The following is a 21,400-nucleotide window of genomic DNA, read 5'->3' on the forward strand; positions in this document are numbered from 1 at the left end:
AACCGCACCGTGACGCTATGCCTGCGGACATTGACGCAGGCTTGCGGTGGCCCGGCCACGATCCGGACGCTGAGGCCCCGGTCCAGCACCTCCGGTCGCAAGATAAAGGCGGCGCGGATCCTCTCCGCCCCTCCAGACGTGGACGGCCCATGACGCGATGCCTCTGGCCAGTGTCGTGGGTTTGCGTGCTGCCACATTGGTCCGGGCACTGAAAATCCGGACTTCCGGCTGCTGGCGCAAAGGTGATCGCCCGCGGCCACCGACGCCCGTCCGCCCTGCCCTGCGCCGTGCTAAGCTTTGTCCATCCGCTGCCGACTCGGGGCCCGCCGGTACAGGGTCCGGCGCACGTGCCCGGTCGCGCCCCGGGCATACGGCGACCGGTGGACTGACGGGGGCACTGTCCGGACCCCGCCGCAACATGCCGCCACAGGCCAGGAGAGACCGAGCAGATGACAGACAGCCCCGCGCCCCCGGAACCGGCATTGGCACTGGCATCGGCGGCCACCCTGACCCGCAGGGCCTTCCTGCGGGCCGGTGCGGCGCTTCTGGTGACGGCCGCGGCCGGCTATGGCTATTACCGCTGGACACTGATCCCGCCCGATCACGACGCCGCCCGTATGACCCCGGACCGCGCGTTGGAGGCCATGGCTCAGGGCCGGATGACGCTGATCGACATCCGCCGCCCCGACGAATGGCAGCGTACCGGCCTGGCCCCGGGCGCCGAGCCGCTGGACATGCGCCGCGACGACTTCCTGACCCAGGTCGACCGCCTGACCGGCGGCGACCGGACCGTTCCCCTGGGCCTGATCTGCGCCCGTGGCGTCCGGTCGGCGCAGATGACCCTGCACCTGACCCGGGCCGGCTATACCAACCTGGTCGACATCCCCGAAGGGATGGAAGGGTCCGCCGCCGGTCCCGGCTGGGTGAACCGCGACCTGCCCGTGGTGGCGTGGTCCGGCCGATGATCCGGTCTGCCCCCCTGGCCGCCGCGCTCCTGTCGCTGCTCCCCACACTTGCGGCCGCCGACTGTGCCGGCACGCCCGGCCCCTGCCTGGTTGAGACCGGCGAATACCATGTCGTCCTGCCCGACAGTCCCGCCGCAGACCCGATGCCTGCGGTCATGTACCTGCACGGCGCCGGGGCCAGCGGGGCCACGGCGATCACGAATTCCGGCCTGATCGGCGCCCTGACCGCCCGTGGTTATGCGGTGATCGCCCCAACGGGCTCGCGCGCCTTCGGCGGGCCGGACGGCCATCTCTGGGCCTTCCGGGACAGCTTTCCGGGACGGGACGAGGCCGCCTTTCTGGGCGCTGTCATGGACGACGCATCGGACCGCTTCGGCATCGACCCGGACCATACGCTTTTGGCGGGCTTCTCGGCCGGGGGCTTCATGGTCTCATACCTCGCCTGTGCCACGCCCGATGCCTTCCCGGCCTACGCCCCCCTATCGGGCGGCTTCTGGCGCCCGCACCCGGACAGCTGTGCCGGGCCGGTGCGCCTCCACCAGACCCATGGCTGGTCCGACACGACCGTGCCACTGGAAGGCCGCTACCTGGGCGGGGGGAAATGGCAGCAGGGCGACATCTTCGCCGGGATGGAGATCTGGCGCCACGCCAATGACTGCCCGACCGAAACCGCCGATACCTTCGACACGACGGGCCCGTTCTGGCGCCGCAGCTGGACGGCCTGTGCCGACGGGTCCGCGTTGGAACTGGCTTTGTTTCCGGGCGGGCACATGATCCCGCCGGGCTGGGCGGACATGGCGCTGGACTGGTTCGAAAAGGTCGTGCCCCGCAACTGAGGCGGCATGCTCTGGCCCCCGCAAACGCGAACCCCGGCCGCGATCGGGGGATCGCGCCCGGGGCTGTGGGTCGTGGCGCAGGCGGTCGGGCCGGGCCGGGGCGATCCGGGCCGGCATGCCCGGGTCATTCGGCGGGATGGATCAGCGGCCGTTCCAGCATCGCCTTCAACTCGTCGCGGTAGCGGCGGGCGGACCGGGTGACCGCCGGCTCGCGATAATCTTCCTTGGTCCCCAGCCAGTGGCGGACACGGCCCCACATGGTCCGGCCGCTGATGGCCGACAGCGGAATCGCCATCACCAGGCTGAAGGCAATCGGCGCCAGCCAGATCGACACGATCCCCGACACGATCCCAGCCGTCAGCGCCAGCCCGCTGACCGTCTCCAGCGCATGGGCAATCACCAGCGTCTTCAGCGAATACTGCCCGCCGTCGCGCACCTGCGGCGCCCAGCCGTGCTGCAGGTCCAGGACGATCCGGAACACCGCGATCATCTGCTGCACCATCAGGATCGGCGCATAGAGGATCGACAGGACGATCTCTGTCACCAGCGACACGGCAAAGCGCAGACCGCCGCCAAAGGCCCCGAAGCCACCGCCGGCCAGCGGCACCGACAGGATGCCCAGAAGCTTGGGCGCCAGCAGCATCGAATACATCAGCACGATGATCAGCACGTTCCGGCCTTCGGTCATTTCCGGCCAGACCGGGCGCAGCGGGTTCGTCTCACTGAAATAGCTCAGCACGCTGGTTTCGGCGCTGGTCCCGATTAGGGCCCACATCACCAGAAGCGCGAACCAGATCGGCGACATCAGGTATCCGATGGCCCCGTGGAACATGTGGAACCGGGACATGGTGCGAAAGCCCTTGGACCGCAGCAGGTTCAGGTGCTGCAGGTTGCCCTGGCACCAGCGCCGGTCGCGCTGGACATGGTCCAGAAGCGTCTGCGGCGTTTCCTCGTAGGACCCCTTGATGCGGGGCAGGAAGCGCACCGACCAGCCGGCGCGGCGCAGAAGGCCCGCCTCTACGAAATCGTGGCTCATGATCAGCTTGTCGCGCCCGTAACGGCCGCGGATATGCGGCAGCCCGGCCGAGGCGGCAAAGGCCCGCGTGCGGATGATGGCGTTGTGGCCCCAGTAGTTGCCTTCGCCGCCACACCAGCCGGCAATGCCTTCGGCCAGAGCCGCGCCATAGACGCCGCTGGCGAATTGCTGCATCCGGCCAAAGACGCTTTGCGCGCCGATCAGCTGCGGGAAGGACTGGATCAGGCCCGCCGACGGATCGGCCGACAGCGCATTGGTCAGCCTCACGATGGCCCGGCCGGTCATCAGGCTGTCTGCGTCCAGCGTCAGCATCGCGTCCCAGTCGGCACCCCAGCCGCGCACCCAGTCGGAAATGTTGCCGACCTTGCGGTCGGTGTTTTCCACCCGGCGCCGGTAATAAAGCTTCGCGCCCTCGGGCAGCGTCGCGCGCACGGCCTGAACCGCCGCCTGTTCCTTCGCGGCGATGGCGCCGTCGCGGGTGTCCGACAGAATGAAGAGCGCGTATTCATGCCCCCCGCCCCGCTTCAGCAGTTCCTCCAGCATCGACCGGGCGCTGCCCAGCACGTACCAGGGCACCTCGTTGTAGACCGGCATCAGCAGCGCCACCTTCAGCGGCTTGACCGGGCCCCTGGGCGCCTCGGCCGGGGCAGCACCGGCCAGACGGGCCAGGCCCGTCAGCACGGTCGACACTGACAGCGTGATCCAGAAGAAGTTGAAGGCGATCAGCGCGACAAGCACGCCTTCCAGCCACGAAAGCCCGTCGCCGCCGAACCAGCCGACCATGATCCAGATCAGCGCACCGGTCATGGCAAGCGCCGGCCCGAAGGCCAGAAGGCGCCACGGCACCACCTGTTTGCCGGGCGCCATTTCGGGCGCCGCGCCGTCACGGAAATCGGCACGGAAACTTTGTGCCGGCATCGCCAGCGGGCTTTCCGCCGGCATCAGGAAAAGATCTCTGTTCACGCCGTCCATCGGTATAACCACACTTCCGAAATGTTCTCTCCCCCGCGGCGCAGCTGACCACGCAGTTCAACGTGATCCTCCTCGCCCGGGTCGAAGGTGAAGGCGAGCCGCAGCCCGCCGGATTCAGGATTCCGTACCAGGACCGGATCCGAGAGGTCGGCACTGGGCGACCACAGATAGACGTCGATGCCCTCCGGTCCCTCGTCGAGCAGCGGATGGGCCTCGAACTCGATCACCGCAAGGCGGCGGTCGCTTTCCAGATCCTTGCCCATCCGGGTATTCATCACCCGCGGCATGGCCCCTTCCCGCGGTGCGCGCGGGCCCCATGTCAGGCGATAGGAAAAGTCGTTCCGGGTGCCTTCGGCCAGTCCGGCCTCCGGCCGCCAGTAGGCGACGATGTTGTCATAGATCTCGCGGTCGGCGGGGATTTCGACCAGCGTCACCGCGCCCCTGCCCCAACCGCCCTTGGGTTCCACCCAAAGGCTGGGCCGGTTGTGATAGCGCGCTTCCAGGTCGGCAAAGTCCGAAAACCGCCGCGCGCGCTGCATCAGGCCGAACCCCTTGGGATTGTCGTCAAGGAAGGACGAAACCTGCAGCCGGACCGGATTGGCCAGCGGCCGCCACAGGGTTTCGCCATTGCCGTTCTCGACCAGCAGACCGTCGCTGTCGTGGACCGCCGGGCGATAGTCGTCGAACCGCGTGCGCCCCGTTTCATCGAACAGGAACATCGAGGTCAGCGGCGCCAGGCCCACATGCTCCAGATCTTCGCGCGGGAACAGCGTCGCGTCCACCTCCATCACGGTAGAAGCCCCGGGCCGGATGTCGAAGCGATAGGCCCCGGTGACCGACGGGCTGTCCAGCAGCGCATGAACGACGATGTCGGGCTGTTCGGGGTCCGGCTTCTCGATCCAGAACTTGGTGAAGTCCGGGAACTCCTCGCCCTCCGGATCGCCGGTGTTCAGCGCCAGACCGCGCGCCGACAGGCCATAGGTCTCGCCCACGCCGATGGCACGGAAGTAGCTGGCCCCCTGGAACACGACGAATTCGGTCCGCTTGCCGGGTACGTCCAGGTATGTCTTGAACCGCAGACCGGTGAAGCCCAGCGTGTCGTCCAACGGAAGCTCCGGCAGCTCGACATGGGCGTGGGCCGTGAAGTCCTCGATGACGAAGGGCACCTCGTGCGCCATGCCATCCGCCACGTCGAACACCTGGACCGAGCGCGAGAAATAGGACCCCGGCGGGAAGAAATCGACCTCGTAAGACGACGACGTGTTCGCCCACAGCGCACGATCATGATCCATCTGCAGCGCACGGTACTGATCGTAGCTGAGGTCCCGCCAGACCTCCGGGATCTCGTCCCGCTCATGATATCGCTTCTGCGCCAGGACCTCGGCCTCGGCGATGACCTGGTCGTGCGAAAACGGCATGGCCGTTCCCGCTTGCGCCCGGACAAGCGAAGGGAATGCTGCGCCGCAGGTAAACGCGGCGGCACTGGAAAGAAGGGATCGTCTTGTCAGGGTCACGTCTTGCGGCTCCGCCAAGGTTGGGATTTGAACCATCCGGCCAGGTAGGCTGTAGCTATCAACATCGCAAAACCGACAAGGTTCCCGAGCGCCACAACTCCCGCCGACCGGCCGAGTTCGTCGAAGACGACACCGATCAGCCGGGCGATACACATCGAGAACACGAAGACGGCCAGCGACTGCTGACCCACCTTCACGATTTGCAACATCGTCCAGCGCCAGACCCGGGCACCGAAACCGTCGCCGGTGGCGTTCAGACGGTGCCCGCCCTCGCCCACGGCGGCATAGGCCAGATAGCCGATAGCCAGGAAATGCAGGTATCTGAAGATGCCGAAATGCGTCTTGTCCCGCAGGGGCGCCGTCACCTCGTAGGTGCCGCGGATCCAGTCGCCCAGCCCCCCGTGCAGCGCATTGACCCATTCGTACACTTTCCAGGATCCGAAAGGTGCGCCCAGGACCAGATAGGCAAGCGACAGAACGACCAGCGAAGCGGCGATCGGCGGCGCCAGCAGCCATCCGCGCATGAAGAAAAACCCTGTAAAGAACAGCAATTGCCATCCGAAAGGGTTGAAAAACCATTCGCGGCCCGACCATGGCTCGGCCGATAGCGGAAACATGCCGAACTGGGCGCCCAGCCACAGCGCAACCGACAGGATCATCGCCGCCCAAGGCGCGATCCGGACGGCGACCAGCATGATCAGCGGCATCATCGCCAGCACGCCCAGATACATCGGCAGGATGTCGAAGTAGTTCGGAACATAGCTCAGCGTGAAGAGCGCGGGCATCAGTTCCTCGGGCGCGGCAAAGAAGTGCTGCAGGTTCAGCTCGACCACGTAGCTGCGGTCGAAACTGCCATAGAGGTCCAGCGCCGCCATCGACATGGCGACGAAGAAGAACATCGCGATATGCGCCCAGTAGACCTGCCACAGCCGGTAGACCGTGCGCGCGGTGCCCATCCACCAGCCGCGTTTCACGAACGCGCCCCCGAAGGCGATGGCGGATGCCATGCCGGAACAGAACACGAAAATCTCGGTCGCGTCGGAAAAGCCAAAGCGCGCCGGGATCCAGTTCGCCCACGGGTCCCAGGGGATGTGGGCGATCAGGATTATGAACATCGCGATGCCCCGCGCCACGTCGAGTCGGAAGTCCCGCTGAGTCGCGGGAATCACCCCGCGCGCGGCGGCCACCGGCGTCGCGCCAGCCGCACTGCGGAATTCCTTTTCGGATGAAGATCTTGTCATCTCGGGGGTATCGGCTGCCAAAAGAAAATTCGTTCCTGCAGGAGACTTACTCGGCGGGGACGCTTTGTTGTGCAGCCGCAGCACGCGCAGAATTTATCAGCTTTCGCCGCGCTGCGGAATAGCCATCATCATGTCCGCCGCGTTTCCTGCGGCGGTCGTCCAGAAGCCATTCCGCGGCCTCCAGCCGACCGGCCCGCAGACCCGCGTCAATGGTCATTCTTTCAAAGATGTCGCGCTGTGCGTGGCTGCCCCCGGCCAGCTGCATCGTGTCCCGCGCCTCGCTCAGATGGGCGAAGGCCACGTCGAAGCGACCGTCGCCGAAGGCCTCCAGGCCCAGGGCCGCCGGCAGGCCCGGCCGGGCCATGCGCCGGCGCATTTCCGACCCGCCGCGGGCGGCATCCGCGCCGATCCGCGCCAGCAGCGCGGCGGCCGGATCGTTCCGCCCGGTCCGGGTCAGCGCCAGCATGTAGTGGAGGTCGGCGAAGATCAGGCAGCCGTCCTCGGTCCGGTTGGCGCTGAGCTCTGCCAGTTCCTCCCACCGGGTACCCACATCGACGCCTTCCAGCTCCAGCCGCATCAGAAGCGACGTCGCGTTGGAGATGTCGCGGTAGTCGTCCGTCCGGTCGTGGCGGATGTCCCGATCGTAAAGCGCCAGCGCCGCGTCGGCCTGCCCCAGATCCAGGTGCATAAGCGCCTTGTGCCACCAGACATGGGTTCGAAAGTTGTTGCAATGTGCCCAAGCGGCCTCGCGCCCCGACAACCAGTCCAGACCGCGGGATGCGTTCCCGGTCATGTCGTGAACATGGGCCACCGCGTGCAGGCCCCAGGCATCGTCGGCCGCCATCCACAGCGCCTGGCGCCCCGCGATTTCCGCCTTCAGGTAGGCGCCGGTCTCTTCCAGCGCGAAGGCGTGGCAGCCCAGAACGTAGCCGCGGCCGGGATGGTCGGGCGCATAGGCCGGCAGCACCTTCTCGACCGAAGCGCGCATTTCCGTGGCGTCGCCCAGAACGAAGCGGATGGCATGGCCCATCTTCATCGCCAGCGTGTCGTCGGGATGGTCGGTCAGCACGATCTCGAACCGCTCGGCTGCGGCCTCGGGTCGGGCGTCCAGCCAGTCGGCCAGCGCGTCGACGAAGGGAACTTCGTTCACAAGGGGCGCCTGCCGTTCCATCGCGGCGCGGGCCTCTGCCAGGGCGGAACGCGCGTCGGCGATCAGTTCGCGCCGACCCAGCAGCATCAGGAAGAGGCCCTTTACGGCGTGGGCCTTGGCAAAATCGGGCGCGGCCGCCAGCACTCGCGCAAGGTGAACGGGGGCAGCCGCGCCATGGGACATGACGTTTAGAAGGACGGCGTTCCAGTCCTCCAGCACATCGCCCGCGGGAAGGCCGACAGGTTGCCGGAAAATGTCATTTTGCATGCCGTACCCCACCCGGAAATATCTGTTTGAAAGGATGTTTCCCCATCCTGCCTAACAGAGGTTAAGTGGCCGGCGTCCGGGGATCGACGCGCCTCTCGCATTGGTGAAGCCACGTGTGCGGGGGACCGCCAATGTGTCAGTCCGAAGGCGCGATTTCGCGCATTTGGCGAGTGCCGTCAGGCCCGCGCCCTGCGCCATGGGCGGGCTGGCGCCGGCCGGAAGCCGGCCGCGGGCGGATTTCCGCGCTGCTGCAGGGTCCGGCCGACGTCTCACCCGATTCGGGCAACCGGTCGGCGGATCAGTCTGCGCTCCGCCGGACAAGTGCGGCGCGTGACCGGCAGCGAGGTTCCGGGACGGATCCGCCTTAGGCGGGTGGGCCGGCTGTGCGCGGCGCGCGCAAAGGCGCATCCGGGTCAGATCAGACCGTCATAGCCTTTCCGGTCGATCTCGACCGCGATCACTGTGAAGACCGGAGCGATCAGCGCCTCCTTCAGCGCGGCCCGCAGACCGGCACGGTCCGACACGGACACGCCGCGCCCGCCGAAGGCCCGGCCCATGGCCGCGAAATCGGCGCGGGCGAAATCCACCGCGCGGTTCGGCATATGCCGCTGGCGCTGCTTCATCTCTATCAGGGCAAGGCTCGCATCGACGAAGACCATGAAGATCGGCGCCAGCCGCAGCTCGGCCGCGGTTGCCAGTTCCCCGGCCACCATCAGGAAGCCCGCATCGCCGGAGAAGCTGACCACCGGCCGCTCCGGCGCCGCCAGTTTCAGCCCGATGGCCAGGGGCACCGCGCAGCCCATTGTGCAAAGGCCCGAGGACTGGACCAGCCCCTTGGGTTCCGTACAGGTCCACATCTGCGACAGCAGAATGCGGTGGGCGCCGCTGTCTGCCGTGGCCAGCGTCGACGCCGGCAGAACCGCCCGCGCCTCGGCCATGGCGGCCGCCGGGCCCCAGCCCTCCCCCGGCGCAAAAGCCTGGGCCAACGCGTCCTTCACGGCTGCGGGCTGCCCATCGGGCCAGGTGGCCCGTGCAGGCACGCCCTTGGCCAGGACCTCCAGCGTGGCGCCGGTGTCCGCGACCAGGTTCAGCCCGGCCTGGTGCATGTAATGGGTGTTGGGCACCGCGGCGATGTCGACCACGCGTTGCACGGCCGGGTCCCAGACCTCGCGCCAGCCGACCCGCATCTCGATCGGATCATAGCCGATCAGCAGGATCAGGTCCGCCTGCCCCACCAGCGGCAGCAGGTGACTGTCCGCCAGAGGCGACAGGCCCGCGCCGCCAAGGCTGAGGGGATGATCCTCGGGCAGCACGCCCTTGGCCTTGTAGGTCGTGATCACCGGAATCCCGAAATGTTCGACGAAGGCCTGCACGACGCAGGCCGAACCGTCGGCCAGCACGTCCAGACCGACAATCGCCAGCGGCCGTTCCGCCCCGGCCAGCCAGTCGCGGGCCTGTCCCAGCGCGGCGCCGGTGGGCTGCACCGCCGCGGCCGGCGCCCGGCGGCGCAGGCGCGCGTCCGGCGCAGGCGCGTCGGCCACACCGATGGGAACATCGATGTGGACAGGGCCCTGGCGCGGCTCCAGCGCCGCCGCCACGGCCTTTTCGGAGATCGTGTCGGCCCCAGCAGCGGTCAGGCGGAAGCTGGCCTTGGTGATCGGCCCGAGCACGGCCTGGTGGTCCAGCACCTGATGGGTATAGGTCAGCGCCTCGTCCGCATCGACGCAGCCGGTCAGCACGATCATCGGAACGCGGTCCTGCTGCGCATTGGCCACCACGTTGACCGCGTTCAGGGCCCCCGGCCCCACCGTTGCCACCAGCACGGCAGGCGCGCCGTCGCGGTGATGGACCCCCTCGGCGATGAAGCCGCCCGCGTTCTCGTGCTTGACCAGTACGAACCGGATGCCGGCCCGTTCCAACGCATCGACAATGGTCAGGACCTCGCCTCCCGGCATGCCGAAGGCATGGCGGCACCCGGCCTCGTAAAGGCGGCGGGCAAGCAGGTCGGCAGCGCGCGGCAGCGCCAGCGGGGCCGGGTCGGGCATCGGTCGTCTCTCCGGGATCGAGGGGGCGCAGCAGGCGGAGCGCGCCCTGTCAGGATGCGCCTGCGGCGCCGCCGCGCAAGCCGTCTCACGTCAGTGTGACCCTTTGGCATCGACGGCCGGACCGGGACAACATGGCACCGCCCCACCTGCCACACGCGGCGGGCGGGGAAAAATGTCTCGCGACATGTGTCCGAACAGGGTACGACCGGAAGACATATTTCCAGATCGCCCGAACAGAGATGTCATGACCATTCTAAAAATGCCTGCGACCCGGACCCTTCTTTCAACGCTTGTGACCGCAACGGTTTTTGCCTTGGCCGCGGGTCAGATCGCGGCCCAGACGGCCGCTCCGCCGAAGGTCACCGTCACCCCGGCCATCACCAAGGACGTCTCTCCGGAAACCAGTTTCATCGCCCGCGGCGAGGCCATCAAGAAGGTCGACCTGGTGTCCCGCGTCACCGGGTTCCTGGACGAACAGCCCGCCCCCGACGGCAGCCTGGTCAAGACGGGCGACATCGTCTTCCAGATCGAACAGGACACCTATCAGGCCGAGTTGGAAGCCCAGCAGGCCAACCTGGTGCAGACACAGGCCAATCTGGAAAACGCCAATGTCATCCTGTCCCGCGACAGCAAGCTGGTGAAGGACAGCACCATCTCGCAGGCGACCTATGACACCTCGGTGGCGAACCAGAAGGTCGCCACCGGCCAGGTCGCGGCCGCGCAGGCAGCGGTCAAGACGGCGGAGCTGAACCTGGGCTTCACCACGGTCAAGGCGCCCTTCGACGGGCGGCTCAGCCGGGCCACGGTCAGTCTGGGCGCACTGGTCGATCCCTCGACCGGGTCGCTGATCACGCTGGTCCAGGAAAAGCCGATGTATGTCACCTTCTCGATCAGCGACAAGACGATGCTGCAGGTGATGCAGCAACTTCATGTCGACACGCCGACGGTGCCGGACGGCGGCAGCAAGGCCATCGTCAAGGCGCAGCTGGCGGACGGCAACATGCTGGATGAAAAAGGCAAGATCGTCTTCATCGACAACCACATCGACCCCGATACCGGATCGCTGGCGATCCGCGCCCAGTTCGACAATACCGAAGGTCTGATTTTCGACGGCAGCTTCCTGAACGTGATCATCCAGAACGGCGACCCCAAGCGCATGATCGTCATCCCGCAGGCCGCCATCGGCCAGGACCAGCGCGGGTCCTTCGTTCTGGTGGTCGACGACAAGAACACGGTGGAACAGCGCTACATCACCACCGGCCAGGTCCAGGGCGTCGACATCATCGTCAAGGACGGGCTGCGCGAGGGCGAGAACATCATCGTCGACGGCCTGCAGAAGGTCCGCCCGGGCATTCCGGTCGACCCCGTCCAGGCGACGATCACCCCCGCCTCTGCCGACAGCGGCGGCACGTCCGGCGACGCCGGCAGTTCGGGCTCTTCAAGCTCCAGCAGCTCGTCCGGTTCGTCCGGGACGTCCGGTGCCCCGGCTTCGACCGGAACCGGCGGCAGCTCTACCGGTGCGACCGACACCCCCAGCCAGGGCGGGTAAGTCCAGATGATCTCTGCAGTCTTCATCCGTCGCCCGAAGCTGGCGATCGTGATCTCGCTGGTGCTGACGGTGATGGGCATCCTGGGCTATTTCGCCCTGCCCGTCGCCCAGTTCCCCAACATTACCCCGCCGGTGGTCACGGTCAGCGCGACCTATACCGGCGCCAGCGCAGAAACGGTGGAAACCTCGGTCGCGGCCCCCATCGAAAGCCAGGTCAACGGCGTCGACAACATGATCTACATGTCGTCGACCTCGGACGACTCGGGCGGCTATTCGCTGAACGTGACCTTCGCCATCGGGACCGACCCCGACATCGCGGCGGTGAACGTGCAGAACCGGGTGGCGCAGGCCACCGCATCGCTGCCGACGGACGTGATCAACAACGGTGTGGTGACCCAGAAGGCGTCAACCAACATGCTGATGGTGATGACGCTGACATCGCCGAAAAAGTCCTATGACGCGATCTTCCTGTCGAACTATGCCGACATCAACATCGTCGACGCACTGGCGCGCGTACCGGGCGTGGGCAATGCCACGATCCTGAACAGCCAGGAATACGCGATGCGGATGTGGCTTAAGCCCGACGTCATGGCGGGCCTGGGCCTGACTCCGCAGGACGTGATCGCCGCGATCCAGGATCAGAACCTTGAAGTCTCCGCCGGGCAGATCGGCTCGCCCCCCGTCCCCGACGGGCAGGTCTTCCAGTACACGATCAAGGCCCAGGGCCGGCTGAGCACGGCCGAGGAGTTCGAGAACATCATCGTGCGCACCGGGTCTTCGGGGTCCGAGGTGCTGATCCGCGACATCGCGACGGTCGATCTTGGCGCCAGCTACTACAACACCGTCGGCAAGTATTCGGGCGACGAGGCAGTGGTTCTGGCCATCTACCAGGCCCCGGGCGCCAACGCGCTGCAGGTTGCCACCGATTCCATCGCCGAGATGGAGCGGCTGTCGAAAGCCTTCCCCGCGGACATGGAATACCAGATCCCGATGAACACGACGGATTTCGTCGTGACCTCGATGAAGGACGTGGTCAGCACGCTGATCCTGACCTTCATCCTGGTGGTTACGGTCGTCTTCGTCTTCCTGGGCAACTTCCGCGCCACGATCATTCCGATGGTGGCGATTCCCGTTTCGCTGATCGGCACGCTGGCCTTCCTGGAACTGTTCGGCATGTCGCTGAACACCGTGTCGCTTTTCGCGCTGGTGCTGGCCATCGGCATCGTGGTCGACGACGCGATCATCGTGGTGGAAAACGTCGAACGGATCATCCACGACGAAGGTCTGGACGGCCCCGCGGCAACCCGCAAGGCGCTGGCGCAGATCACCGGGCCGGTCATCGCGACCACGCTGGTGCTGCTGGCGGTCTTCGTGCCCGTGCTGATGACGCCGGGCATTGCCGGGCGGCTTTTTACCCAGTTCGCCGTCACGATTTCCGTCTCGGTCGTCATCTCCTCGATCAATGCGCTGACGCTGTCGCCGGCCATTGCGGCCATGGTGCTGCGCCCGACGGGCGAGCCCAAGGGCCTGATCAAGGTGTTCGAGAACGGCATCGGCGGGTTGCGCGCAGGCTATATCGCCGTCGTTCGGCGGGTCTTGCGGGTGGCGGTCTTCGCACTGATCGGGGTCATCGCCCTGTTCTTCGCGACGGGCGAGCTGATGAAGCACACGTCGACCGGGTTCCTGCCGCTGGAAGACAACGGCTATCTCTTCGTCGACGTGCAGCTGCCCGACGCGTCCTCGATCCAGCGCACCGAAGTGGTGACCGACACCGTTGCGACCGAGATCGGCAAGATCCAGGGCGTGTCCGGCGTGGTTCAGGTGGCGGGCTACAGCCTGCTGAACGGCCAGGGCCCGAACAACGGCCTGATGATCGTGAACCTGAACCCCTGGGAGGAGCGCAAGACCCCGCAGGAAAGCGCCAACGGCATCCTGGCCCAGGTCAATGCCATCGGCGCCCAGACCGCCAGCGCCCGCATCATTGGCTTCAACCCGCCGCCGATTCCCGGCCTGGGGACCAGCGCGGGCGTCGAGATGATGGTGCAGCAAACGGCAGGCGGTTCGCCCCAGGACCTGGCTGCGGCCGTCAACTCGCTGGTCTACGCGATCAACCAGAACCCCGAGATCGGACAGGCCTATTCGACCTACTCCGCCTCGGTGCCGCAGATCTATGTGAACCTGGATCGCGAGAAGGCCAAGCAGTTGAAGGTCGACGTCTCGGACGTCTTCATCGTGCTGCAGGCCTATCTGGGATCGTACTACGTCAACGACTTCAACAAGTTCGGCAAGGTCTACGACGTGATGATCCAGGCCGACGGGTCCTATCGCGACAAGGTCGACGACATCGGCAAGCTTTATGTCCGGTCGACGACCGGGCAGATGGTGCGCCTGTCGACGCTGATCGACATCTCGGACACGCTGGGGCCGTCGACGCTGACCCGCTACAACATGTTCCGGTCGGCCTCGGTCACCGGGGTGCCGGCGGCCGGCCATTCGACCGGCGACGCGATCCGCGTGATGACCGACGTCGCCCACAGCTCGCTGCCCGACGGCTATGCCTTCCAGTGGACCGGATCTGCCCAGCAGCAGCAGGGCACGGGCGGCACGATGCTGGCGGTGATCGGGCTGGCGGTGCTGTTCGGCTACCTGTTCCTGGTGGGGCAATACGAAAGCTGGACCATGCCTGTGGCGATCCTTCTGTCGGTGACGGTGGCGCTTTTCGGGGCCGTGGCGGCGGTCAAGATCTCGGGCAGCGACATCAACCTCTATACGCAGATCGGGATGATCATGCTGATCGGGATGGCGTCGAAGAACGGGATCCTGATCGTGGAATTCGCGGTACAGGAACGATTGCACGGCAAGTCCATCCGCGAGGCGGCGGAAACCGCGGCCTTCCAGCGGTTCCGCGCCGTGATGATGACCGCACTGGCCTTCCTTCTGGGCGTTGTGCCGCTGATGGTCGCCTCGGGCGCGGGCGCGGCCAGCCAGAGGGCCCTGGGCGTGGCGGTCTTCGGCGGCATGTTCGCGGCGGCCTCGCTGGGCGTCCTGATGATCCCGGCGCTTTACGACGTGCTGCAGACCGCGCGGGAAACGGTGAAGGGCTGGATGGGCATCAAGCCGCCAGAGCCGGAGCCGCCCACGGACACGCCGCACCAGGCCTGACCTTTCCAGACGGGGGAGCGACCAGCTCCCCCGTTTTCGTTTTGGGGGCGGTCCCCTGCCCCTGCGGGCTCTGTCCGGATCGCCGGGCAAAGTGGGATGAATGCGCCACGGCCCCGCCGGGATCCTGCCGCAATGGATCCGGGGGCCGTTTCTCCTTCCCGGATTCGTGATAAGTGTCATGGACATGCCGGACCGGCGACACCTGTCGACGCAACGAACCGGCGGAACTGGGGGCAAAATGCGCGTAGTCACCTTTGGAAGCTCGGTCGCCACCGCGGCGGTCCTGACACTGTCGGCCTGTACCGACGACACGATGATGCCGACCCGTCAGGACGGGGCGGAATTCTTTGCGGATCACTGTGTCGCCTGCCACGGGCCCGGGGGCCGCGGCAACGGGCCCCTGGCGAACGACCTGCCGAAACACCCGACCGACCTGACCCAGCTGTCGCGGGACAATGGCGGCACCTTCCCCGCAGCCCAGGCGCTGAGCTATATCTATGGCGATCCCAAGAACAGCCACCTGTCGCGGGTCATGCCCGAATTCGGCGGCGCCATGGCCGACGACCTTGTCCCGGTCGAGATCGACGGCGTCCTGACCCCCACTCCCCGCGAACTGGCGGGGCTTCTGGCCTTCCTGGAAAGCATCCAGGAATAGGCGCTGCCACGGGTCAACGGCTTCCCGTCTTCGCCTTTGCTTTCCCGGCTGCAAGCCCGGGCTTCAAGACACCGTTCCACCCGGCTGCACGCCGGGCAGCGGTCAGCCCGCCCCTCGCCGGGGCGGCCACTTCGCGTCCTTCCCACAGGCCCACTGCCGTCCTCTCGTCGTAGCGGCGGTCGGTCCGCAAGGCCTGCTCCGGCATGTGTGCGGGCGTCGCTTCCTTACTCCGGCCCCGGCAGCCAGCGCAGGACTCCCAATGCGGCGGCGACCTCGGTCCGGTTCCGGCTCGACCCGCGTCGCAGCAGATCCTGCGCCTGCGCCAGTTGACGTTTCATCGTGTTGCGATGAACCCGCCGCGCTTCGGACGCGCGGCTCGCGTTCTCGCCTTCCTGCTGGAAGACCTGAAATGTCTCGCGCAGACGCGACGGCGCCGTACCGACCGGGGTGACGGAGCGCCGATCCTGATGATCATCGGCCTGGGCTTCCAGCTGATCCGCTGGCCCAAGGCCCTGATCGATGCGCTGGCCGCGGGCGGGCATCGCGTGATCGCCTTCGACAACCGCGATTCCGGGCGGTCCACCTTTGCCACGGGCCCCGGGCCCACGCTGTGGCAGAAACTGAAGAAGCAGGCCCCGGGCGCACAATACGATCTGTCGGACATGGCCGGCGATGCCGGGGGCCTTCTGACCCATCTGGGGATCGACCGGGCACATGTGGTCGGCATGTCCATGGGTGGCATGATCGGCCAAGTGATCGCCGCGCGGTATCCGACACGGGTGCTGTCCCTGACCTTGATCTTCTCGACCACCGGATCGGCGCAGGTTGGCCAGCCGGACCTTCGGGTGATGCTGGAACTGGCCCGCAAACCCCGGACCGAGAAACAGGCCTTCATCGCCCAGCGGTTCCGCGTGTCGGGCATCATCGGCGGCCCGGGATTTCCGGCAGACCCGGACGAGGCGCGCGAGACATTCGCCCTGTCCTTCGACAGGACCGGGCCCGAACAGTACAAGGGCGTCGCACGTCAGATCGGGGCGATCTTGGCCTCGGGCGACCGGACAACGGAAATCACCACGCCCACGCTGGTGATCCACGGCGACCGCGATCCGCTGGTCCACCCTTCGGGCGGACAGGCCACCGCCCACGCCATTCCGGGTGCCCGCCACGTCACCATTGCCGGCATGGGGCACGAGATCACGCGGTCGCTGTCGCCGACACTGGCCAACCTGATCCTGACCCATACCGCCACTGCAGAGCCGGCGGAGTGACGGCCATCTTCACCGGCCGCGTCGCGGCCATGACTGGTGCCGGCAGCGGTATCGGGCACGCCCTGGCGCTGGATCTGGCCAATCGCGGCACGCATCTTGCGCTGGCGGATGTCGACGAGGAACCCGGCGCCAAACGGCCGGGATCGCCTGCCAACAGGGCGTCGACGCACCGGCCCACCGGGTCGACGTATCGGACCGCGTGGCCATCACAGACTGGGGCCAGGCCGCGGCATGGCATTTCGGCCCGGTGAACCAGGCTTTCAACAATGCCGGTACGTCTCCCCGCAATGCGACCTTCGTCGGCACCGACCCGGCGCAGTTCGACAAGGTGATGGCCATCAACCTGGACGGCGTCCTGTCGGGCACGCGGTCCTTCCTGCCCCCCGCGATCGCCAGCTGCGACGGGCATCTCCTCAGCATCTCCAGCCGGAAAGGGCTGACGGCCCAGCCCCACATGGCGCCCTATGGCATCCGGCGCATCCTCATCAAGAAAAAGTCCAAGCGGCCCGGCCTGATGGTCCGGCTGCTGCCGGACCATCAGGCCGGCGACGGTGGCGGACAACCTGCGCAAGGTCTTTGGCCAGATCCCGATCACCCGCGCGACCACCCGGAAAGCGGTAACGATGACATGGCTGGCCGCGCGTGTAACGGCCGCGCATGCCCCGTGCTACCGCCAGCAGGCGGCAAGGCAGGACCCCGGCGACAACGATCAACTGTCCGGCGCCAACACAGACGGCAGACAGCGCCAGCTACAAACCGGGCCAGTTGCAATCGGGTCTGCAGCATGCCGGCGCGTGGTCCGGCCGCCATGCTGCGTCGGGCCGGGTCAGCCCTGTCCGCGGATCGGGCCACGGAACAGCCAGTCGTGGACAAAGTCCAGCTTCTGGCGCGCCGGATCGGACAGGACGAAGGGATACAGGTCCTGCAGGCCCATGGACCGGTTCACGTGGTTGATGCCGATCGCGATCTCGGCCGCGATGCTGGTGACCTTCGCGGCCTCCGGCTCCTCATAGGGTTGCCAGTCGGGCACGGGCAGCTGCGGCGTGGACAGGCCCGCGGCCAGGAAACTGTCGGCGATATCGACCAGGTGCAGCAGGTGCGCCGTCGTCTCGGCCCAGTCTTCGTGCGGGTGGGCCGAGGCATAGGGGGTCAGGTAGCTGTCCCACCAGTTGTCGGGGGGGCCCTCGCCATAATGCCGCTCCAGCGCTTCGCCGTAATCGGCGCGCTCGTCCCCGAACAGCTTGCGGAACGCGTCGAGGAACCCCGGCTCGATGCTCAGCCGCCACCACAGGTAATGGGCGATCTCGTGGCGCATGTGACCGATCATGGTGCGGAAGCGTTCGTCCAGCGCTTCGCGCCGTTCGGCGCGGATCACGGGATCGGATTCCTCGATGCTGATGGTCACCACGCCGTCGGCATGGCCCATGACCACGGGTTTCCGGCCTTCGGCCAGCATGTGGAAGACCGGCGCAGGGCCGGTATCCCGCAATCCGCACCAGCCCCAGCGACGCAGGTTGTCCAGCACCCAGCGCTTGGCGGCTTCGGTCTTGGCCCAGTTCGCCACCGCATCGGGCATCGAGGTATCGGGCGCCATCGCGGTCATCGCGCAGGCATCGCACAGAGGGCCGGGTCCGGCCGCGATCCAGTTGCAGCCGATCACCTCGCGGTTGGCGCAGAAGGGTGCGTCGGTGACGAAGGACTGCGTCGCCGGATCATAGGCGACGTCCACCCCTTCGGGCGAGACGAGATTGTCGAAGAACAGGGTGCCGGGACCGGCGGGGTTGGCAAACAGGTGCATTTTGCATTCGTCCTTCGCTCATCATTATCGTGTGCGCGTCCTTCGGGTGTGGACCGCGGGCGGGCCTGCGGTCAACTGCGCAGCGGGTGCAAATGTTCCGCCCCGGGGTCCACGCGCGATGGACGCACGGTTCCGCCTGTCGCGTATAGTTCCGGACCGCCCACGGCCCGGGCGAACCGGTGCCCGGTTGTCCGGCCGATGTGCCAAAAAAACCGGCACAAGGTCGCAAGCGGGCCTGCACGCCCACGGGATAAACGGTTTCTGGCTGCAGACGGACAGGACGATTCCCATGCACGACAGACGTATTCCCGAATGGCTCCGACATGCGCCGGCGCCCAGTGTCCGCGGCTTTGCCGTGCTGGCGGGAACCGAGGCAGTGGCCCGCGGCATCATGATTTCCGTCTTCCCGCTGGCCATGTACCGCGCCCTGGGCGACGCCCGCCTGGTGTCCGAAGTCTATTTCCTGGTCGGCCTGACCTCGCTTCTGGTGGGGCTGCTGGTGCCCTACGTGATCCGCTTCGTGCCCCGGCGCTGGGTCTATGTCGCGGGCACGCAGATGTTCGCAGCCGGTGCGCTGCTGACCGTCGCGGCCACGCCCGCCACCACCGTTGCCGGGCTGGCGCTTGTGACCTGCGCGGTGGTCATGGTCTTCGTCTGCTTCAACGCCTACGTCCTCGACTATATTGCCAAGATCGAGCTGGGGCGGCTGGAAACATCGCGCCTGTTCTACAGCGCCCTTGGCTGGACCGGCGGGCCCGCGCTTGGCGTCTTCCTTTACAGCTGGTGGCCGCCCGCACCGTTCCTGATCGCCGCGGCCGCGGCCTATGGGATGCTGGCGGTCTTTCTGGTCATGCGCCTGGGCAATGGCCGGCTGATCACCAGGGCACGCGTTGCGCCGGTCAACCCGTTCGGCTATTTTCGCCGCTTCTTCGCCCAGCCGCGCCTGATTGCCGGCTGGCTCTTCGCCGTGATCCGGTCCTGCGGCTGGTGGGTCTATGTCGTCTATCTGCCGATCTTCGCGGTCGAAAACGGGCTGGGCGAACAGCTGGGCGGCATCGCCCTGTCCATCTCGAACGCGTCGTTGTTCGTGGCGCCCCTGATGCTGCGCTTCATGCAACGGACCTCTGTCCGGACGGCAGTGCGGACCGGCTTCATGATGTCGGGCATGCTGTTCGTGGCGGCGGGCCTTCTGACCGGCGCACCGATGATGGCGGTGGTGGCGCTAATGATCGGGTCGGCCTTCCTGATCCTGCTGGACGTCAGCGCAGGCCTGCCCTTCCTTCTGGCCGTGAAGCCGTCGGAACGGACGGAAATGTCGGCGATCTATTCCAGCTACCGCGACGTGTCGGCCATCGTGACGCCCGGTGTGTCCTGGCTGGTCCTGCTGGTGGCCCCGATCCCGGCGGTCTTCGTGGCCGGCGGCGCGGGGCTTCTGGCGGCCTGGGGGCTGGCCACCAAGCTGAACCCACGGCTGGGCCGCGCCCGTGTTTCGGTCGAGACCGGGCCCCTTGCCCCGGACCTGCCCGCCGTTGGCGACACCCTGATGGGCGAGCCGACAAGCCGCGCCTGATCCGACCAGCTGCGCGTCCTCCGCGAAAGTTGACCGCTGCGGATCAACCCTGCCGAAGCGACAGGTCGACAGTGTTCTGCCGTTGGGGCAGGATCGGGCAAAGCCATTTCGACTGTTGATTTGACGTACCCGGAAGGATGCCGCGATGCGCATGACAATTCCCGCCCTGCTGTTCGCGACCGGCCTGACCGGCACCCCCGCCCTTGCCCAGACCGCCACGTCCGAACAGATCCGGGCCATCCGCACCATCGCGGAAGACCAGATCGAACGGCACAAGCTGAACTCGCTTCTGGTCGAGGTGCGCATCGGTGGCGATCCCGTCCTGACCGACGCCTGGGGCGAAGCCATGACCGGCGTGCCGGCCACCGTCGACGGCCGCTTCCGGAACGGCGCCGTGGCGCTGGCCTATGTCGCGGCGCTGGCCCTGCGCCTGGCCGAAGACGGCGTGATCGACATGGACGAACCGATCGGGCGCTGGCTGCCGGACCTGCCCGGCAGCGACACGGCGACCTTCCGGATGCTGGCCAACATGACCGCGGGCTATCCCGATCACGTGGCCGACGATGCCCGTTTTGAAGATCCCTTCATCGCCGATCCCTTTGCCACATGGACACCCGAGGACCTGATCGAGGTCAGCCTGGCCAGCCCCCGCCTGTTCGCACCGGGCACCAACTGGGACTATTCCCACAGCGGCTATGTGATCCTGGGTCAGGCGCTGGAAGCCGCGGCGGGCAAGCCCATGCACCAGCTGATGGACGAATACGTCCTTGGCCCGCTGGACCTGACCGGCACCTATGGTTTCGACACGGCCCAGATCCCGGCGCCGGCAATCCATGGGTTCACGGCAGAACGCGGGCTGTGGGAAGACGCGACCTATTGGAACCCGTCCTGGACCCTGCCGTCGGGTGCGATCCAGGTCACGACGATTTCCGACATGGCGCGCAGCTTCGACACCATCGTGGGTCATGACGGGTTCCTGACCGCCGATTCCTACGGGCAGATGATCGACCCGGTCCTGATCGGCTTCGGCGCACCGCTGGAGGGCTGCCCGTCCTGCCATACCCTGACCGAAGATTTCAGCTATGGCCTGGGCGCAATGCTGCAGGGCGACTGGGTATTCCAGACGCCACTTTTCGGCGGCTATGCGTCTGCCGTCGGCACCCTGCCGGAAGACCGCACCGACGGGCCCCGCATCACCATCGCGGTGGCCGCGACCTATACCCGGGAGTCGGTCGAGGATTGGGAAACCGGCCTGCCCAACTGGGCCAATCAGACCGTGCGCCTGATCGCGGCGGAACTGCATCCCGAAAACCCACCGCCGATGCGCTAGGGCCCTACCGGGCAACCGCCCGGGGAAGACACCTTTGGCAGA

Annotated in this window: 15 protein-coding genes and 1 pseudogene; 9 read left to right on the forward strand and 7 right to left on the reverse strand. The window is 66.9% G+C overall.

The features are described 5' to 3' along the window. Positions 1–449: 449 nt before the first annotated feature. Both FQK05_RS03120 and FQK05_RS03125 read left to right on the forward strand, forming a co-directional pair. Positions 450–965: a rhodanese-like domain-containing protein gene (locus tag FQK05_RS03120; RefSeq protein WP_158964407.1), complete on the forward strand. Its 516-nt coding sequence runs from the start codon at positions 450–452 to the stop codon at positions 963–965. Continuing rightward, on the forward strand, positions 962–1,801 hold the full coding sequence (locus tag FQK05_RS03125) for an alpha/beta hydrolase family esterase (RefSeq protein ID WP_158964408.1): 840 nt from the start codon (positions 962–964) through the stop codon (positions 1,799–1,801). Before FQK05_RS03120 ends, FQK05_RS03125 begins: the two co-directional genes overlap by 4 nt. A 124-nt stretch (positions 1,802–1,925) precedes the next feature. Here the strand turns inward: FQK05_RS03125 and mdoH are convergent, their stop codons facing one another. The 5 genes from mdoH to FQK05_RS03150 all read right to left on the reverse strand — a co-directional run bounded on the left by mdoH (position 1,926) and on the right by FQK05_RS03150 (position 10,026). Then, entirely contained in the window at positions 1,926–3,809 is a 1,884-nt protein-coding gene (gene mdoH, locus FQK05_RS03130; protein ID WP_158964409.1) for a glucans biosynthesis glucosyltransferase MdoH, read from the reverse strand. Beyond that, entirely contained in the window at positions 3,797–5,359 is a 1,563-nt protein-coding gene (locus tag FQK05_RS03135; RefSeq protein WP_158964410.1) for a glucan biosynthesis protein, read from the reverse strand. Before FQK05_RS03135 ends, mdoH begins: the two co-directional genes overlap by 13 nt. Beyond that, positions 5,320–6,564, reverse strand: coding sequence for an OpgC family protein (locus FQK05_RS03140; RefSeq protein WP_158964411.1), 1,245 nt, complete (start codon positions 6,562–6,564; stop codon positions 5,320–5,322). The genes FQK05_RS03135 and FQK05_RS03140 overlap by 40 nt, the downstream gene beginning before the upstream one ends. Positions 6,565–6,610: 46 nt before the next feature. After that, positions 6,611–7,981, reverse strand: a complete 1,371-nt coding sequence (locus FQK05_RS03145; protein ID WP_158964412.1) for a tetratricopeptide repeat protein — start codon at positions 7,979–7,981, stop codon at positions 6,611–6,613. 413 nt (positions 7,982–8,394) lie between these two features. Beyond that, a complete protein-coding gene (locus tag FQK05_RS03150; RefSeq protein WP_158964413.1) occupies positions 8,395–10,026 on the reverse strand; it encodes a thiamine pyrophosphate-binding protein in 1,632 nt (543 codons plus the stop codon). A gap of 244 nt (positions 10,027–10,270) precedes the next feature. On the opposite strand from FQK05_RS03150, the gene FQK05_RS03155 reads away from it, so the two are divergent. The 3 genes from FQK05_RS03155 (at position 10,271) to FQK05_RS03165 (ending at position 15,392) form a co-directional block, all read left to right on the forward strand. Continuing rightward, positions 10,271–11,575 carry an efflux RND transporter periplasmic adaptor subunit gene (locus tag FQK05_RS03155; RefSeq protein WP_158964414.1) on the forward strand — a complete coding sequence of 435 codons (1,305 nt, stop codon included), beginning with the start codon at positions 10,271–10,273 and terminating at the stop codon, positions 11,573–11,575. A gap of 6 nt (positions 11,576–11,581) precedes the next feature. After that, entirely contained in the window at positions 11,582–14,737 is a 3,156-nt protein-coding gene (locus tag FQK05_RS03160) for an efflux RND transporter permease subunit (RefSeq protein WP_158964415.1), read from the forward strand. 238 nt (positions 14,738–14,975) lie between these two features. After that, positions 14,976–15,392 (forward strand): c-type cytochrome, encoded by a 417-nt coding sequence (locus FQK05_RS03165; protein ID WP_233270339.1) that lies wholly within the window; start codon positions 14,976–14,978, stop codon positions 15,390–15,392. A gap of 224 nt (positions 15,393–15,616) precedes the next feature. Here FQK05_RS03165 and FQK05_RS26470 read toward each other — a convergent pair whose 3' ends face one another. Next, on the reverse strand, positions 15,617–15,814 hold the full coding sequence (locus FQK05_RS26470; protein WP_407644487.1) for a helix-turn-helix domain-containing protein: 198 nt from the start codon (positions 15,812–15,814) through the stop codon (positions 15,617–15,619). Between FQK05_RS26470 and FQK05_RS03170 the strand changes: the two genes are divergently transcribed. Both FQK05_RS03170 and FQK05_RS26475 read left to right on the forward strand, forming a co-directional pair. Further along, positions 15,740–16,660, forward strand: coding sequence for an alpha/beta fold hydrolase (locus FQK05_RS03170; protein WP_158964416.1), 921 nt, complete (start codon positions 15,740–15,742; stop codon positions 16,658–16,660). The two genes, FQK05_RS26470 and FQK05_RS03170, sit on opposite strands and share 75 nt — an antisense overlap. 142 nt (positions 16,661–16,802) lie before the next feature. Beyond that, positions 16,803–17,123, forward strand: a pseudogene (locus FQK05_RS26475) (SDR family oxidoreductase); the annotation flags it as partial. 363 nt (positions 17,124–17,486) lie between these two features. On the opposite strand, the gene FQK05_RS03180 reads toward FQK05_RS26475, so the two are convergent. Then, positions 17,487–18,458 (reverse strand): zinc-binding metallopeptidase family protein, encoded by a 972-nt coding sequence (locus FQK05_RS03180; RefSeq protein WP_158964417.1) that lies wholly within the window; start codon positions 18,456–18,458, stop codon positions 17,487–17,489. 289 nt (positions 18,459–18,747) lie between these two features. On the opposite strand from FQK05_RS03180, the gene FQK05_RS03185 reads away from it, so the two are divergent. After that, positions 18,748–20,028 (forward strand): MFS transporter, encoded by a 1,281-nt coding sequence (locus FQK05_RS03185; RefSeq protein ID WP_158964418.1) that lies wholly within the window; start codon positions 18,748–18,750, stop codon positions 20,026–20,028. Between the two features lie 145 nt (positions 20,029–20,173). Further along, entirely contained in the window at positions 20,174–21,358 is a 1,185-nt protein-coding gene (locus FQK05_RS03190) for a serine hydrolase domain-containing protein (protein WP_158964419.1), read from the forward strand. The last annotated feature ends 42 nt before the right edge of the window (positions 21,359–21,400 follow it).

The sequence above is a fragment of the Chachezhania sediminis genome, from assembly GCF_009765275.1.
Classification (GTDB): Bacteria; Pseudomonadota; Alphaproteobacteria; order Rhodobacterales; family Rhodobacteraceae; genus Chachezhania; species Chachezhania sediminis.

Bases quoted from the DNA above. Each gene is read 5' to 3' on its own strand.
- FQK05_RS03120 (WP_158964407.1), top strand. From the start codon at position 450: ATGACAGACAGCCCCGCGCCCCCGGAACCGGCATTGGCACTGGCATCG.
- FQK05_RS03125 (WP_158964408.1), top strand. From the start codon at position 962: ATGATCCGGTCTGCCCCCCTGGCCGCCGCGCTCCTGTCGCTGCTCCCC.
- mdoH (WP_158964409.1), bottom strand. From the start codon at position 3,809: ATGGACGGCGTGAACAGAGATCTTTTCCTGATGCCGGCGGAAAGCCCG.
- FQK05_RS03135 (WP_158964410.1), bottom strand. From the start codon at position 5,359: ATGGTTCAAATCCCAACCTTGGCGGAGCCGCAAGACGTGACCCTGACA.
- FQK05_RS03140 (WP_158964411.1), bottom strand. From the start codon at position 6,564: ATGACAAGATCTTCATCCGAAAAGGAATTCCGCAGTGCGGCTGGCGCG.
- FQK05_RS03145 (WP_158964412.1), bottom strand. From the start codon at position 7,981: ATGCAAAATGACATTTTCCGGCAACCTGTCGGCCTTCCCGCGGGCGAT.
- FQK05_RS03150 (WP_158964413.1), bottom strand. From the start codon at position 10,026: ATGCCCGACCCGGCCCCGCTGGCGCTGCCGCGCGCTGCCGACCTGCTT.
- FQK05_RS03155 (WP_158964414.1), top strand. From the start codon at position 10,271: ATGACCATTCTAAAAATGCCTGCGACCCGGACCCTTCTTTCAACGCTT.
- FQK05_RS03160 (WP_158964415.1), top strand. From the start codon at position 11,582: ATGATCTCTGCAGTCTTCATCCGTCGCCCGAAGCTGGCGATCGTGATC.
- FQK05_RS03165 (WP_233270339.1), top strand. From the start codon at position 14,976: ATGCGCGTAGTCACCTTTGGAAGCTCGGTCGCCACCGCGGCGGTCCTG.
- FQK05_RS03170 (WP_158964416.1), top strand. From the start codon at position 15,740: ATGAACCCGCCGCGCTTCGGACGCGCGGCTCGCGTTCTCGCCTTCCTG.
- FQK05_RS03180 (WP_158964417.1), bottom strand. From the start codon at position 18,458: ATGCACCTGTTTGCCAACCCCGCCGGTCCCGGCACCCTGTTCTTCGAC.
- FQK05_RS03185 (WP_158964418.1), top strand. From the start codon at position 18,748: ATGCACGACAGACGTATTCCCGAATGGCTCCGACATGCGCCGGCGCCC.
- FQK05_RS03190 (WP_158964419.1), top strand. From the start codon at position 20,174: ATGCGCATGACAATTCCCGCCCTGCTGTTCGCGACCGGCCTGACCGGC.